The organism is Bradyrhizobium sp. SZCCHNR1043 (assembly GCF_032489675.1).
Taxonomy (GTDB): domain Bacteria; phylum Pseudomonadota; class Alphaproteobacteria; order Rhizobiales; family Xanthobacteraceae; genus Bradyrhizobium.
Window position 1 is genome coordinate 73,009 of record NZ_JAUEYN010000020.1, and the last position, 13,420, is coordinate 86,428.

The window sequence follows — 13,420 nt, forward strand, 5'->3', positions numbered from 1 at the left end:
GCCACGGGCGGTGATGCCCGTGGCTTCTTGTTTGTCGGCGCGAGTTTGTAGTTCGTGTCGCGGCAAGTGGACCGCGGCCGATGAGACCGCGGCGTCCGGATACCGAGTTGGGCTTAGCCTCTCGGCTGGATGCCGTCGCGGACGGCGCGGAAGCGCGGGAAGGCTACCGACCACTGATCGCGCGGCGCGCTGCCGATGATCCGCAGCGTATTCGGCCCGCCGAAGCGCAGCCATTGCACCACGGTCACCGGCGTATTGTCCTTGCCGCTGGTGGCTTCGAGCCGGGTCTCGTAGGCCGGCTGGCCGTCGATGCGGATCGGCTCGGACATCGTGATGCGCGCTTCGCGGACGCCCGGAATGGTGGTGGCCGCCTGCTGGGCGACACGCGCGCGGTCGCCCGCCTCCGGGGCCACCCCGGCCACGAGCCCGATCACCACGAAGGGCGCGGCTTCGAAGCCCTTGTCCTCTTCGCCGTCGGCCAGGATCAAGGCACCCGGCCCGAGCGTGCGGATGGTTTTGAACCCGGAGAGCTCGGTCACCTTGAACGGCATCATCGCGAGCTGCTCGTCGACGGGAACGTCCTTGCGGACGACGGCGGAGGCGAACATCTGACGCACGGCATCGTCGGTGTAGATCCGGCTCGCGGTCTCCGGGATCTGCACGGCCACGTAGCCGGAGAAGCCGTTGCCGGGCAGGATCATCGAGTAGCGCCGCACCGGCGTGGCGCCATCCCGACCGTTCTCAACCGTGTAGTAGGCGGTGCCGGCGGCGGTCTCGATGCTCTCCGGCTTGACGCTGCCGGTCCCGGCGGGATTGGCGGTAAACGCATTCTTCACCTCGCCATAGGCGGCCGCCGGCAGTTCGGTCAGCAGCACCTTGACGCTCTGGTCCTCGGTTTCGAAGCCGGAAAACGTCTTGGCCTTGGCGAGCCCCACCAGCGGCGCGAGCCCGATGCGGACGCCGGGCGGAAATATGGCTTCGGCGGCCATGGCGGAGTGCAGCAGCGACATCAGCAGGGTAGCCGCGGCGAAGAGTCGAACGATCATCATCAAACATTGCCTCGTTGACCGAGGCCTCGCGCCGAGGCGGTGGGGGGTCCTCGCCAGCGTGGTCGTCGGCGGCACGCTTTTAGCGGCTTTGCGCCCCCCGCAACAGGCCGGGCGCGCGGTTTTGATCGCCTGCGGCGATCAGCGCGCCCTGCGGGTCGCATTTCCCAGGTCATTTCGCCTCGAAAGGCGGGCTGATGACGGTGCCGTGCTAGCCGCGCTTCAGGATTTCGACGCCATCGACGGTCTGCACCAGCACATAGGGCGCGAGCAGAGCCCTGATCTCGGGGTCGGAACGCGCCCAGTCGCCCCAGTCGCTGTTCTGATTGTCGATCAGGACGACGTCGGGCGGTTGCCTCCGGAAGTCGGCGATGATCCCGGCGCGTTCACGTTCCACATAGGGCGCGAGCCTCTGCGCAGTTTGTGAATCGATGGTTCCGTCTTGTTGCGACCGGCGAACGATTTCCCGGACCCAGAACGCCTCCTGGCGCGAGATCCAGGTGCCATCAAGGGTCCGCACCATGGGGTGCCCGATGACCGCCGCCGCGCTGAGCACCAGCATGCTCGGGCGCGGCCCGAGCCGGGCCACCTGGGCTTCGATCTGCTGGACGTCGACACTACCATTGAACCAGAAGCAGGTCTGCACGAAGAGCACGGCGCCGGCGAGAGCGGTGGCGGCACGCGGCCAGCGTCGCGCGTCGCGGCTGGCGTCGATCGCCGACACGGCAAGGCCGGCGGCAAGCAGCGCCAGCGCCACCATCGGATAGGCATGGTAGCCCCAGCCCTTTTGCTGCGCGACGAATGACACCAGGAACCCGAGTGATGCGGCCAATGTGGTGAACGATGCGGCGTCGCGCTCGTGCTGCGTGCGCTGAAGAATGAGGACGATGACTGCTGCAGCCAGCCACAGGCCCATCGGCAGGGTCACGAGGATGGTCGGCACGGGCGCCTTCAGAAGCAGATAGACGTCGCGGACCAGCGGATAGATGACCGTGAAATATTCGGGAAAGAACAGATAGATGCACGCCGCGTTGATCAGCACCAGGGCCGCGGCGATCCAGTTCTCCAGCGCGAACAGCACGCGCCAGTCGCGCGCCTGAGCCGCGGCGGCGAGTATGCAGAAGCCGACGCTGAAGGCGAAATAAGGCTTGAAGCTCATCGTGAGACCGGCGCTGAGACCGGCGATGAGCATGGCCGCCGGGGCCACCCGCTCGCGCCTGGCGCGCAGGATGTACACCGCGATCGCCGGCAATATCGTGATCAGGGCCAGATGTTCCCGCTGGCCGAAATCATACATCGGCGCGATCAGAAGCAGGGCGGTCGTCCACGCCGCCAGCCTGCCGTCGGCGAGGCGATGGCGCAGGGCCGATGTCCGCAGCAGCAGCCATACCAGCGTCAGGGATGCCGCGGTCAGCACGAAGATCAGGATATTCGTCGCCAGCTCGGGCCTGAGATGGATCGCACGCGCCAGCGCGACGGCCAGCAGATAGACCGACCCAGCCATCGGCGGGTTCGTCTCGAGGATGTCGACGTAGAGCCGCTGTCCATCGAGCATGCGCTCGCTGACGAGGAGCCACCAGCTGACATCGACATTGAGGGGAAGGACGTACCGCAGCCACGCCGCTGCAACCACGATGGCACAGATCAGCAGTCCCGGGAACGTGGCTTGGCCGGCTTCGCGCGCGCGCTGCGGAAAGCCCCAATCGGAGTCGATGACCATGCCTCATTCCCGTCCCAGGAGTGCGGCAGGCTAGGGCCCGTGGGTTAACAACGCATTTCGGTCATTGGGGCAGATCAGCGGTACCGGATGTGTCGCACTTGCCCGCGATCGCACCCTCCTATTTCGCACGGGGCCATTCGACGTGCCGGCAGGTGGATTCGCGCAGTCGCCTCCGGTCCGAGCCGCCGTTTCGCGTCGCCGCCAATTCCGATGGGCCGCTCTGATGTCTCCATGAGGTCGTTCGGCGACGGCCGTGATTTTCGTTGGGTCGAACCCCTGGTCCGGTCCTTGCGGGCCAGTCCCCCCCTCCTATATGACGCTCATCGTCGCAATATCGCGAGCATTTGATCTGAGGGGGTTTTGGATGGGGGCGCCGTCAGGGCCCCACCCAACCTGCCGCAAAAAGAAGGAATATGAGACCATGGGAAAGGTCATCGGGATCGATCTCGGCACCACGAATTCGTGCGTGGCCGTCATGGACGGCAAATCGTCGAAAGTCATCGAGAACGCCGAGGGCATGCGCACGACGCCGTCGATCGTCGCGTTCAGTGACGATGGCGAACGCCTGGTCGGCCAGCCGGCCAAGCGCCAGGCCGTGACCAACCCCGAGCGCACCTTCTTCGCGGTCAAGCGACTGATCGGCCGCCGCTACGACGACCCGATGGTCGAGAAGGACAAGAAGCTCGTCCCCTACAAGATCGTCAAAGCCGGCAACGGCGACGCCTGGGTCGAGGCCGACGGCAAGACCTATTCGCCCTCGCAGGTCTCCGCCTTCATCCTGCAGAAGATGAAGGAGACCGCGGAAGCCCATCTCGGCCAGAAGGTCGATCAGGCCGTCATCACCGTCCCCGCCTACTTCAACGACGCCCAGCGCCAGGCCACCAAGGACGCGGGCAAGATCGCGGGCCTCGAGGTTCTGCGCATCATCAACGAGCCGACCGCGGCTGCGCTCGCCTACGGCCTCGACAAGACGAAGGCCGGCACCATCGCCGTGTACGACCTCGGCGGCGGCACCTTCGACGTCTCGATCCTGGAGATCGGCGACGGCGTGTTCGAGGTGAAGTCGACCAACGGCGACACCTTCCTCGGCGGTGAAGACTTCGACATGCGTCTGGTCAGCTACCTCGCTGACGAATTCCAGAAGGAGCAGGGCATCAACCTGCGCAACGACAAGCTCGCCCTGCAGCGCCTCAAGGAAGCTGCCGAGAAGGCCAAGATCGAGCTGTCGTCGACCACGCAGACCGAGATCAACCTGCCCTTCATCACCGCGGACCAGTCCGGTCCGAAGCATCTGACGATGAAGCTGACCCGTGCCAAGTTCGAGGCGCTGGTGGCCGACCTCGTCGAGAAGACCATCGAGCCGTGCCGCAAGGCGCTGAAGGATGCCGGCCTGACCGCCGGCGAGATCGGCGAAGTGGTGCTGGTCGGCGGCATGACCCGCATGCCGAAGATCCAGGAGATGGTGAAGCAGTTCTTTGGCAAGGAGCCGCATAAGGGCGTCAACCCCGACGAGGTGGTGGCGATCGGTGCGGCGATTCAGGCCGGCGTGCTGCAGGGCGACGTCAAGGACGTGCTGCTGCTCGACGTGACGCCGCTGTCCCTCGGCATCGAAACCTTGGGCGGCGTGTTCACCCGCATCATCGACCGCAACACCACGATCCCGACCAAGAAGAGCCAGGTGTTCTCGACCGCCGAGGACAATCAGAACGCGGTCACCATCCGGGTCTTCCAGGGTGAGCGCGAGATGGCGGCCGACAACAAGATGCTCGGTCAGTTCGACCTGATGGGCATTCCGCCGGCCCCGCGCGGCATGCCGCAGATCGAGGTGACGTTCGACATCGACGCGAACGGCATCGTCAACGTCTCGGCCAAGGACAAGGCCACCGGCAAGGAGCAGCAGATCCGCATCCAGGCCTCGGGTGGTCTGTCGGAAGCCGACATCGACAAGATGGTCAAGGACGCCGAGGCCAATGCCGCGGCGGACAAGAAGCGCCGCGAGGCGGTCGACGCCAAGAACCATGCGGACGCGCTGGTGCACTCCACCGAGAAGGCGCTGGCCGAGCATGGCTCGAAGGTCGCCGACACCGAGCGCCGCGCCATCGAGGATGCCGTCAGCGATCTCAAGGAAGCGCTGAAGGGCGACGATGCCGAGGCGATCAAGGCCAAGACCAACACGCTGGCCCAGGCGTCGATGAAGCTCGGCGAGGCCATGTACAAGCAGCAGGCCGAGACCGATGCGGCCCGCGACGCCGCCAAGGATGACGTGGTCGACGCGGAGTTCACCGAGGTCGACGACGACAAGAAGAAATCTGCTTAACTGAGGCAGAGGTAGTGACCATGACCCCCATGCCAAAGAGCGCACTTTGCGGCTCGTTGGATGGGGGTCATTTTCATTGACCGGAACGCGCGCGGCGATCGCGCCAGCCGTTCCTATTGGGCGAAGTTCGGGCGGGTTTGATTGATGTCCACCAAGCGCTGCTACTACGAGACCCTGGAAGTCGAGCGCGACGCCGACGAGACCAAGCTCAAGGCCGCCTTCCGCAAGCTGGCCATGAAGTGGCATCCGGACAAGAATCCGGGCGATGCCTCCAGCGAAGTGAAATTCAAGGAAATCAACGAGGCCTACGAGGTGCTGCGCGACGCCGACAAGCGCGCCGCCTACGACCGCTATGGCCACGCCGCCTTCGAGCAGGGCGGCATGGGTGGCGCGCACGGCTTCGGCGCCGGCTTTGCCTCCTCGTTCTCTGACATCTTCGAGGACCTGTTCGGCATGGCCGGGCAGCGACGCGGCGGCACCGGGCGCGAGCGCGGCGCCGATCTGCGCTACAACATGGAAATCACCTTGGAAGAGGCGTTCCAGGGCAAGACGGCGCAGATCGAGATTCCGGTCTCGGTGACCTGCGAATCCTGCTCCGGCACCGGCGCCAAGGCCGGCACCAAGCCGAAGACCTGCTCGATGTGCGGCGGCGCCGGCCGCGTGCGGCAGGCGCAGGGCTTCTTCACCCTGGAGCGGACCTGCCCCGGCTGTCACGGCCGTGGCCAGATGATCGAGGACCCCTGTCCGTCCTGCTCCGGCTCCGGCCGCGTCACCCGTGACCGCACGCTGTCCGTCAACATTCCCCAGGGCGTCGAGGACGGCACCCGCATTCGTCTTGCCGGCGAGGGCGAGGCGGGGTTGCGCGGCGGACCACCCGGCGATCTCTACATCTTCCTGTCGCTGACCCAGCACGAGTTCTTCCAGCGCGACGGCGCCGACCTGCATTGTCGGGTGCCGATCTCAATGGTGACGGCGGCGCTTGGCGGCGAGTTCGAGGTGCCGACGATCGACAAGGGCAAGACCAAGGTTAAGATTCCCGCCGGTGCGCAGTCCGGGCGCCGGTTCCGGATCGCGGCCAAGGGCATGCCGGTGCTGCGCTCGCGCCAGACCGGCGACATGTATGTCCAGATCGTGGTCGAGACGCCGCAGAACCTGACCAAGAAGCAGCAAGAGCTGCTGGCCGAGTTCGAGAAGCTGTCCTCGGGAGCGACCCAGCCCGAGGCGGCTGGCTTCTTCACCAAGGTCAAGGATTTCTTCGGCAAGGCGGCGAGCTGAGCCGTGAGTTCAAGCAAGCACGGCCGGGTGGTTTCGCCGAATGACTTCGGGATTCATGTGTCGAGCCAATTTGCTGCTTTGCACATGCAAAAAATTATCGAATGCAACTGTAAGAGCGCGGACCCGCCAGCCTTAATCGTACGTTACGGTTCGGCTTGACCGCCCCGCCTGCGCCCTATACGTCTTTGTGACTCTTTTCTGACATCGCCGTGAAGACGGTCCCGTCTGGTACTGAGATGCCCTTGCAAACGTCCGTGCGTGCGTCGAAAAAGCCTCTCCGTCTGGACGACGAAGTGCGCTTCCTCCGCTCATGGATCGAAAAGCCGCTGCACATGGGCGCCGTCATGCCGTCGAGTCGGCTGCTGGCCCGCACGATGGCGCAGTACGTCGATCCGCACGGGACAGGCCCCGTCATCGAGCTCGGACCGGGCACCGGCGCGATCACCAATGCGCTGGTCGAACATGGGATCGATCAGAAGCGGCTGGTGCTGGTCGAGTACAATCCGAGTTTCTGCGCCCTGCTGCGCGATCGCTACCCGCAGGCCAAGGTGGTCCAGGGCGACGCCTATCGCCTTCGTGACACGCTCTGGAACGTGCTGGGCGCCCCGGCCTCCGCCGTCGTCTCCGGCCTGCCGCTCGTGACCAAGCCGATGCTGACCCGCATGAAGCTGATCCGCGATGCGTTCGCGGCCATGTCGCCGAATGCGCCGTTCGTGCAGTTCACCTATTCCGTCGTGCCGCCGATTCCGAAGTCGCTGCCCGGCGTCACCACGCAGGCATCCGAGCGCATCTGGATGAACCTTCCGCCGGCGCGCGTCTGGGTGTATCGCAAGCCCTGACCGGCGGCCGCGATCCTTCGTGGCGGGTCGTTGACCGACCTCACGATGTCCGCGCTGAAGATCCTCATCATCCCCGGTTCGACGCGGGTCGGCTCGCACAACGCGAAGCTCGCCGCGGCAGCCGCCTATCAGTTCGTGCAGGCCGGCGCCGACGTCACACGCATCTCGCTCGCCGACTTCCCGCTGCCGATCTACGACGCCGACCTCGAGGCGCAATCGGGCATTCCATTTCACGCCGTGAATCTGACGCGCATGATCGGCGTTCATCATGCCGTGCTGCTGGTGACGCCGGAATACAACGCCTCGGTGCCGCCGCTGTTGAGCAACGCCATCACCTGGATCTCGCGCGTCGACGAGCCGCCGGGCAGCCGCGGCGCGGTGTTCCGCAGCCGGCCGTTTGCGATCGCCGCCGCCTCCGAGAACCGCTTCGGCGGCGTGCGTGCACTCTCGGCGTTGCGGCTGATGCTGACTGCCTGCAACGCGACGGTGATCCCGGGCCAGCTTGCGCTGGCCTGCGCCGACAAGGCCTACAACGACATGGACCGGCTCAAACTGCCCGCCGACATCACGGCGCTCGACGCCCTGGTGCGGGAGCTGATCGTTGTCGCGCAACATACGATGTGAGGTGACATGCCGACCGAGATTGCTCCCCGCGACCGCCTGATCGTGGCGCTCGATTTGCCGAGCGTGGCGGATGCCGAAGCCATGATCATCAGGCTCGGCGACGCCGTGACATTCTACAAGATCGGCATGGAGCTGACCTATGCCGGCGGCCTCGGCCTCGCCGAACGGCTTGCGGCCGAGGGCAAGCACGTGTTCATGGACCTCAAGCTGCACGACATCCCGACCACCGTCGAGCGCGCCACCCGCCAGATCGCCAGGCTCGGCGCGCGCTTCCTCACCGTGCACGGCTTCTCCCAGAGCATGAAGGCCGCGCTCGCCGGCGCCGCCGGCTCCAGCCTCGAGCTGCTCGCCGTCACCGTGATGACGTCCTACGACGATGCCGACCTCGCCGCCGCCGGCTACGCCATGGGCGTCAAGGAGCTCGTGGCGCACCGCGCCAGGCAGGCCAAGGAGATCGGCATCCACGGCCTGATCCTGTCGCCCGAGGAGACCCAGCTGGTCCGGCCGCTGGTCGGCCCCGACATGCAGCTCGTGACTCCCGGGATCCGCCCGGCGGGATCAGACGTTGGCGACCAGAAGCGCATCATGACCCCGGCGCTGGCGATCGCCGGCGGCGCCGACCGCCTCGTCGTCGGCCGCCCGGTCACCGCCGCCGCCGATCCGGCAGCGGCCGCCGAGAGCATCGTCGCCGACATCGCCAGCGCCGTCGCGCTGGTCGGCAAGACCAACCGAGCTTGAGCAAGAGGGCCAGAGAGCAAGGAGACGACAGGGATGCCCAAGGCCTATTGGATCGCGCGGATCGACGTGCACAACATGGACGGCTACAAGGACTACGTCGCGCAGAACGGCGCCGTGTTCCACCAGTACGGCGCCAAATTCCTGGTCCGCGGCGGCCAGTACGAGACCAAGGAAGGCACCTCGCGTTCGCGCAACGTCGTGATCGAGTTCAAGGACTACGCGACCGCGCTGGCGTGCTACAATTCCCCTGAATACCAGCGGCTGGTGGCGATGCGCGCGCCGCATTCGCAAGGCGACCTGGTGATCATCGAGGGCTATGACGGACCGCAGCCCTGAGTGCGGCCCGGCTGCCCGCCGGCCTCGGTTGCCGCCGCTATCAGCCCCGGCTATAGCCCTTGAAGGGGCGGAGGAGTCGACATGTCCGAGATGCGCTTGATCGTTGCCGGAGCCGGTGGCCGCATGGGCCGCGCCTTGGTGCGTGCGATCGCCGAGACCGACGGCGCCGTGCTGGCGGGCGCGCTTGAAGCCCCCGGCTCGGAGCTGATCGGCAAGGACGCCGGCGTTCTCGCCGGCCTGCCCGCCAACGGCATCACACTGTCGGGCGATCTCTGGACCATGTCGGCGGAGGCCGACGGCATCCTCGACTTCACCGTCCCGGCCGCGACCATCGCCAACGTCGCGATCGCCGCCGAGCGCGGCATCGTCCACGTCGTCGGCACCACCGGCCTGTCCGCGTCCGACGACGCCGTCATCAAGAGCGTCACCAAGCGCGCCGTCGTCGTGCAGTCCGGCAATATGAGCCTCGGCGTCAACCTGCTGGCGGCACTGGTGAAGCAGGTGGCGAAGTCGCTCGACGCCGGCTTCGACATCGAGATCCTCGAGATGCATCACAAGCACAAGGTCGACGCGCCCTCGGGCACCGCGCTGATGCTCGGCCGCGCCGCCGCCGAGGGCCGCGGCATCGCGCTCGAGGAGCATTCCGCCCGTGGCCGCGACGGCATCACCGGCGAGCGCCGCAGCGGCGACATCGGCTTCGCCTCGCTGCGCGGCGGCACGGCGGCGGGCGATCACAGCGTCATCTTCGCCGGTCCCTCGGAGCGGCTGGTGCTGTCGCACCAGGCCGAGGACCGCATGATCTTCGCCCATGGCGCGCTGAAGGCGGCGCTGTGGGCGCATGGCAAGCCGCCGGGCTACTACACGATGGACGACGTGCTCGGCCTCAAGGACCTTTTCTAGTTCAACGTCGATGGAAGCGAACTGATGAGCGAACGTCTCCTGGTGCTGGTGCGCCACGGCCAGAGCGAGTGGAATCTGAAGAACCTGTTCACCGGCTGGAAGGATCCGGACCTGACCGAGCAGGGCGTGGCCGAGGCCAGGGAGGCCGGCCGCAAGCTGAAGGCCCAGGGCCTGACCTTCGACGTCGCCTTCACCTCGGTGCTGACGCGCGCCCAGCACACGCTCGATCTGATCCTGACCGAGCTCGGCCAGACCGGCCTGCCGACCAGCAAAAACCTCGCGCTCAACGAGCGCGACTATGGCGACCTCTCCGGCCTCAACAAGGACGACGCCCGCGCCAAGTGGGGCGAGGAGCAGGTCCACGTCTGGCGCCGCTCCTACGACGTCCCGCCGCCCGGCGGCGAGAGCCTCAAGGATACGCTGGCCCGCGCGCTGCCCTACTACGTCCAGGAGATCCTCCCCGGCGTCCTCCGCGGCCAGCGCACCCTCGTCGCCGCCCACGGCAACTCGCTCCGCGCGCTGATCATGGTGCTGGAAAAGCTCACGCCGGAGGGCATTCTGAAGCGCGAACTGGCGACGGGCGTGCCGATCATCTACCGGCTGAATGCGGACTCCACGGTGGAGTCGAAGCTCGATCTGGCGGGCTGATCGCGCGCCCAAAGCGTTCCGTCTCCGATGCTCCCGCATCGCCTTGAGAACCATGAGGCCAAGGTCCGGGCCTCGCCCTTCGAGACGCCCGCCTGCGGCGGGCTCCTCAGGGTGAGGGGCGTAAGTTGCTCCGGAGCTCGACCCTTCCATGAGCACGCTGCTCATCGTCAATTCGCAGCTCCGAATGCGAAGCCGCCCCTCATGGTGAGGAGCGTCGCCCTTGCGACGCGTCTCGAACCATGAGGCCCGCGACGATGCGGAGGGAATCGGCCAGTGCGATCACCGGCACGCCGATCTTTCTCCCCGATTCACATCTCAAACAGCCCCGCCCACGGCTCCACGATCTCGCGGCGCATCTCGCCCGAGTCCTGCCGCAACCATGTCCCTCCGAAATCCGAGAGGGCGCGGGGAATGCCGGATGCTGGCCGCACCCATGGCCCGCCTGCAGAAAAAAAGCAGGCGGCAGTCACCACAGGTTCAGCCGGAACAACCGGCATTCCCCGCGCGACGGTCTTAACGCTTATACGCAGTCTCCCTGGTGCGCCGGGCTTGTTGGCCACCATCACCACGCGGCGCGCTTCTAGCGCCCTCGCGGCTTGATACCAGCATCGGGGTATCAGGACCCTGCGACTTCACGTCCGCAGCCAGCCGTTCGTCGGCGCGCCCGAAGACACGCTGCGGCAGATCGCGGCCATCGCTCCCCGCCTCGCGTGTCGTGACGATCGCGCGCAACGCCCCTCTCGTTGAGGCGGGATGCGAGGATAAGATCACAGTTTCGGAAAATAAGCAATATAAATCTGCTTTATCGAAATTGGCGATGAGACATTCGGCGGTTTCGATTATTCCGTCAGAATGCTCCTTCCCCCCTTATGAGCAGCGAGAGCAGGCGATTCCGGTGCGGCGGCGCAGCCTAGAATGCAGAGACTATGGCATCGACGCTCGCAAGGAATTCGTTTGCGGTGCAATGCAGATGCATAGCGGCTGTGTCAGCCGAGATCAGGCGATTCTGAAAACTCCTTGCGACCAGAAGAGCGAATCTTCCTCGCCTCGAGATCGGAGTACTCTTCAGCGGAAACCAGTCGACTGTCAGGTTCTCCCTGCCAATCCAATCGTCTTCGGCCTTTGGCAAATAGGCTACTGACACTCTCGAGGTGTCTACATTGCAAACATTTCCAACATGAAATTTCGCTGCGGTCGCTCCAACACCGAAGGTAGTCATGACCTCGCCGAGAGCATCTACCAGATCGCGACGGCCTGCAACGATACTACGAACAGCGCCGGGTGGAGCGAGGAAGCTAATCGCAAATGCATTGGTACGTATCTCTACTGGGTCACGAGTAGATGCCTTGAAGTAGCGCGCCTCCACGTCGTCGTATTTGTCCACCTTCAACGTGTCGAGACGGGTGTCGGGGTCCCAAAGCAAGTGGCCTAATTCATGCGCCATCGTCATTCGCCGAACCCAAACATTTGAATTTTGTCCAGCCTCATTGACGACGATGCCGCGGTCAGACCTATCAGCCATCGTCGCGCCGGCAAATTTAGGTGCTAATGCCTGTTGAATCACCGGAATTGAAAGGGTCTCTTCCACAAGAGACTTGATACTTAATATCGGCTCGTTTAGCCCGATATTGAGAAGCATCCGTGTCGCTTCGGCGAGCTTGTATCCGCGCTCATACGCCGGAAAAGCATAGTTATTGTCTGGCTTGAATCCGATGTCTGGAAGTGACGCGCGTTTACCCAACAATCTCGATAGGTCGCTTTGCGTACGAATGACCCAAGCAGCCTCTGCTAGCGCCATTACGTCCGAAGGTGAGAAGCGTCGTGTGTCTTTGAGTTCTGCAAACTCACGTAGACGTACACCTAATGCTTCGTTACCTCTCGCGCCGCTTTCGTAACCTAATGTCAGCTCGTTTAGCGCAAGCGCCTGCGCAATGCGTTCCAAATCTCGTATGGGCGATAGCGACCCAGTCAATTCAGCTCTTTGGACCTGCATCTCTGAAATCCCAGCCTTCCGAGCCACCTGCGCGGGGGTAAGGCCAAATGCCACTCGCCGCGCCATCAGAGTGGCGGCAGGTTCGCTTGGCTTGGTCACTAGCGGCGCTGATCCCTCTTCGGCTACGCGTGCGAGGAGATCGAAACCGAATAGACGCAAAGCTTCTTGAGCAGATAGACGGTGCCCCTTGGCCGACTCGCTGTCTTCAGCGATCTGCACTTGGCTTCGTACGAAGAGTTTTTCCGAAGTTGCGGCGCGCTCCTCTTCGGTCGCTCCTTTAGAGGACTTTCCGAAAACGCGCTCAAGCTCCTTCGGGGTTCTGGTCATCATGGCACCCAAATTGGTGTCACACCAATAAACGGAAGCGCACGCGCAGTGTCCGGGTCAAAGCCCATCGACCAAACGTAATAGCCGGAAGCTCTAAACGCTTTGGCAACAGCTGACATCTCGTCACCCGATTGTGGCCCGTAGCGGCCAGAGCAGCCGTTTACAATAATGGTATCGCCACTTAGCAGTATTATTTCACCGGCGCAGTGGGCCGCTCCACCGCCTGTTAAATTACTATGCTTGATAACTCCCGAGGCCAAGGTCTTACCGAAAGCGCAATTCTCCGGGGCATACGGTACCTGCGCGGCTTCTATGGCCCAAAGCGACTTAGCCGCGTCCTGCTCGGGGGTAATCAAAGGAGCTTCGGGCACCGTGCCGTCGTCGGCAAGGGCCGTCCCAGCAGTCCAGATCAACAATCCATCCTCGGCCCGCATGGGCTTGACTTGGTCCGGGTTCGCTATTCGCTCTGGCGGGCAGGGCTTCGCCAAAAATTTGGCGCGGAAATCGTCAAACGGATCGCCGTTTGCTCCGGTTGAGACTGGCGCGGCTATCGCCGCCACGGACGATGCATCCTGGGTCATAATACATGCTGCAATGATCTAACGAGCATTGCACGTAATGGGTGCGCGAGCAACGATGCTCGCCCAGATCGAAACA

The 13,420-nt window shown here is 64.5% G+C and carries 12 protein-coding genes; 8 read left to right on the plus strand and 4 right to left on the minus strand.

All coding sequences use genetic code 11. From position 1 onward, the window contains the following. Positions 1-113: 113 nt before the first annotated feature. Both QX039_RS30285 and QX039_RS30290 read right to left on the minus strand, forming a co-directional pair. Complete coding sequence (locus QX039_RS30285) at positions 114-1,049, minus strand: hypothetical protein (protein ID WP_315740391.1); 936 nt, start codon at positions 1,047-1,049, stop codon at positions 114-116. 208 nt (positions 1,050-1,257) lie between these two features. Beyond that, positions 1,258-2,766, minus strand: a complete 1,509-nt coding sequence (locus tag QX039_RS30290; RefSeq protein WP_315740390.1) for a hypothetical protein — start codon at positions 2,764-2,766, stop codon at positions 1,258-1,260. Positions 2,767-3,187: 421 nt separating this feature from the next. Here QX039_RS30290 and dnaK point away from each other — a divergent pair, with 421 nt between their 5' ends. The 8 genes from dnaK to QX039_RS30330 all read left to right on the plus strand — a co-directional run bounded on the left by dnaK (position 3,188) and on the right by QX039_RS30330 (position 10,443). Further along, positions 3,188-5,083: a molecular chaperone DnaK gene (dnaK, locus tag QX039_RS30295; RefSeq protein WP_315740389.1), complete on the plus strand. Its 1,896-nt coding sequence runs from the start codon at positions 3,188-3,190 to the stop codon at positions 5,081-5,083. Between the two features lie 144 nt (positions 5,084-5,227). Next, positions 5,228-6,358, plus strand: a complete 1,131-nt coding sequence (gene dnaJ, locus QX039_RS30300) for a molecular chaperone DnaJ (protein WP_315740388.1) — start codon at positions 5,228-5,230, stop codon at positions 6,356-6,358. Positions 6,359-6,594: 236 nt separating this feature from the next. Then, on the plus strand, positions 6,595-7,197 hold the full coding sequence (locus tag QX039_RS30305; RefSeq protein ID WP_315740387.1) for a class I SAM-dependent methyltransferase: 603 nt from the start codon (positions 6,595-6,597) through the stop codon (positions 7,195-7,197). Between the two features lie 45 nt (positions 7,198-7,242). After that, positions 7,243-7,821, plus strand: coding sequence for an NAD(P)H-dependent oxidoreductase (locus tag QX039_RS30310; RefSeq protein ID WP_315770686.1), 579 nt, complete (start codon positions 7,243-7,245; stop codon positions 7,819-7,821). 6 nt (positions 7,822-7,827) lie between these two features. Continuing rightward, entirely contained in the window at positions 7,828-8,559 is a 732-nt protein-coding gene (pyrF, locus tag QX039_RS30315) for an orotidine-5'-phosphate decarboxylase (protein WP_315740386.1), read from the plus strand. 33 nt (positions 8,560-8,592) lie between these two features. After that, a complete protein-coding gene (locus QX039_RS30320; protein WP_315716832.1) occupies positions 8,593-8,895 on the plus strand; it encodes a DUF1330 domain-containing protein in 303 nt (100 codons plus the stop codon). Between the two features lie 81 nt (positions 8,896-8,976). Beyond that, positions 8,977-9,795, plus strand: coding sequence for a 4-hydroxy-tetrahydrodipicolinate reductase (dapB, locus tag QX039_RS30325; protein ID WP_315770636.1), 819 nt, complete (start codon positions 8,977-8,979; stop codon positions 9,793-9,795). A gap of 24 nt (positions 9,796-9,819) precedes the next feature. Beyond that, positions 9,820-10,443: a 2,3-bisphosphoglycerate-dependent phosphoglycerate mutase gene (locus tag QX039_RS30330; RefSeq protein WP_315770638.1), complete on the plus strand. Its 624-nt coding sequence runs from the start codon at positions 9,820-9,822 to the stop codon at positions 10,441-10,443. A gap of 910 nt (positions 10,444-11,353) precedes the next feature. Here the strand turns inward: QX039_RS30330 and QX039_RS30335 are convergent. Together QX039_RS30335 and QX039_RS30340 are read right to left on the minus strand one after the other, a co-directional pair. After that, positions 11,354-12,766: an XRE family transcriptional regulator gene (locus QX039_RS30335; RefSeq protein ID WP_316219538.1), complete on the minus strand. Its 1,413-nt coding sequence runs from the start codon at positions 12,764-12,766 to the stop codon at positions 11,354-11,356. Continuing rightward, on the minus strand, positions 12,763-13,344 hold the full coding sequence (locus QX039_RS30340) for a hypothetical protein (protein WP_315770641.1): 582 nt from the start codon (positions 13,342-13,344) through the stop codon (positions 12,763-12,765). Before QX039_RS30340 ends, QX039_RS30335 begins: the two co-directional genes overlap by 4 nt. Positions 13,345-13,420 lie beyond the last annotated feature (76 nt).

What these genes read in the sequence shown, in the direction of transcription:
- QX039_RS30285 (WP_315740391.1), bottom strand. Translation starts at nt 1,049, where the DNA reads ATGATGATCGTTCGACTCTTCGCCGCGGCTACCCTGCTGATGTCGCTG.
- QX039_RS30290 (WP_315740390.1), bottom strand. Translation starts at nt 2,766, where the DNA reads ATGGTCATCGACTCCGATTGGGGCTTTCCGCAGCGCGCGCGCGAAGCC.
- dnaK (WP_315740389.1), top strand. Translation starts at nt 3,188, where the DNA reads ATGGGAAAGGTCATCGGGATCGATCTCGGCACCACGAATTCGTGCGTG.
- dnaJ (WP_315740388.1), top strand. Translation starts at nt 5,228, where the DNA reads ATGTCCACCAAGCGCTGCTACTACGAGACCCTGGAAGTCGAGCGCGAC.
- QX039_RS30305 (WP_315740387.1), top strand. Translation starts at nt 6,595, where the DNA reads ATGCCCTTGCAAACGTCCGTGCGTGCGTCGAAAAAGCCTCTCCGTCTG.
- QX039_RS30310 (WP_315770686.1), top strand. Translation starts at nt 7,243, where the DNA reads ATGTCCGCGCTGAAGATCCTCATCATCCCCGGTTCGACGCGGGTCGGC.
- pyrF (WP_315740386.1), top strand. Translation starts at nt 7,828, where the DNA reads ATGCCGACCGAGATTGCTCCCCGCGACCGCCTGATCGTGGCGCTCGAT.
- QX039_RS30320 (WP_315716832.1), top strand. Translation starts at nt 8,593, where the DNA reads ATGCCCAAGGCCTATTGGATCGCGCGGATCGACGTGCACAACATGGAC.
- dapB (WP_315770636.1), top strand. Translation starts at nt 8,977, where the DNA reads ATGTCCGAGATGCGCTTGATCGTTGCCGGAGCCGGTGGCCGCATGGGC.
- QX039_RS30330 (WP_315770638.1), top strand. Translation starts at nt 9,820, where the DNA reads ATGAGCGAACGTCTCCTGGTGCTGGTGCGCCACGGCCAGAGCGAGTGG.
- QX039_RS30335 (WP_316219538.1), bottom strand. Translation starts at nt 12,766, where the DNA reads ATGATGACCAGAACCCCGAAGGAGCTTGAGCGCGTTTTCGGAAAGTCC.
- QX039_RS30340 (WP_315770641.1), bottom strand. Translation starts at nt 13,344, where the DNA reads ATGACCCAGGATGCATCGTCCGTGGCGGCGATAGCCGCGCCAGTCTCA.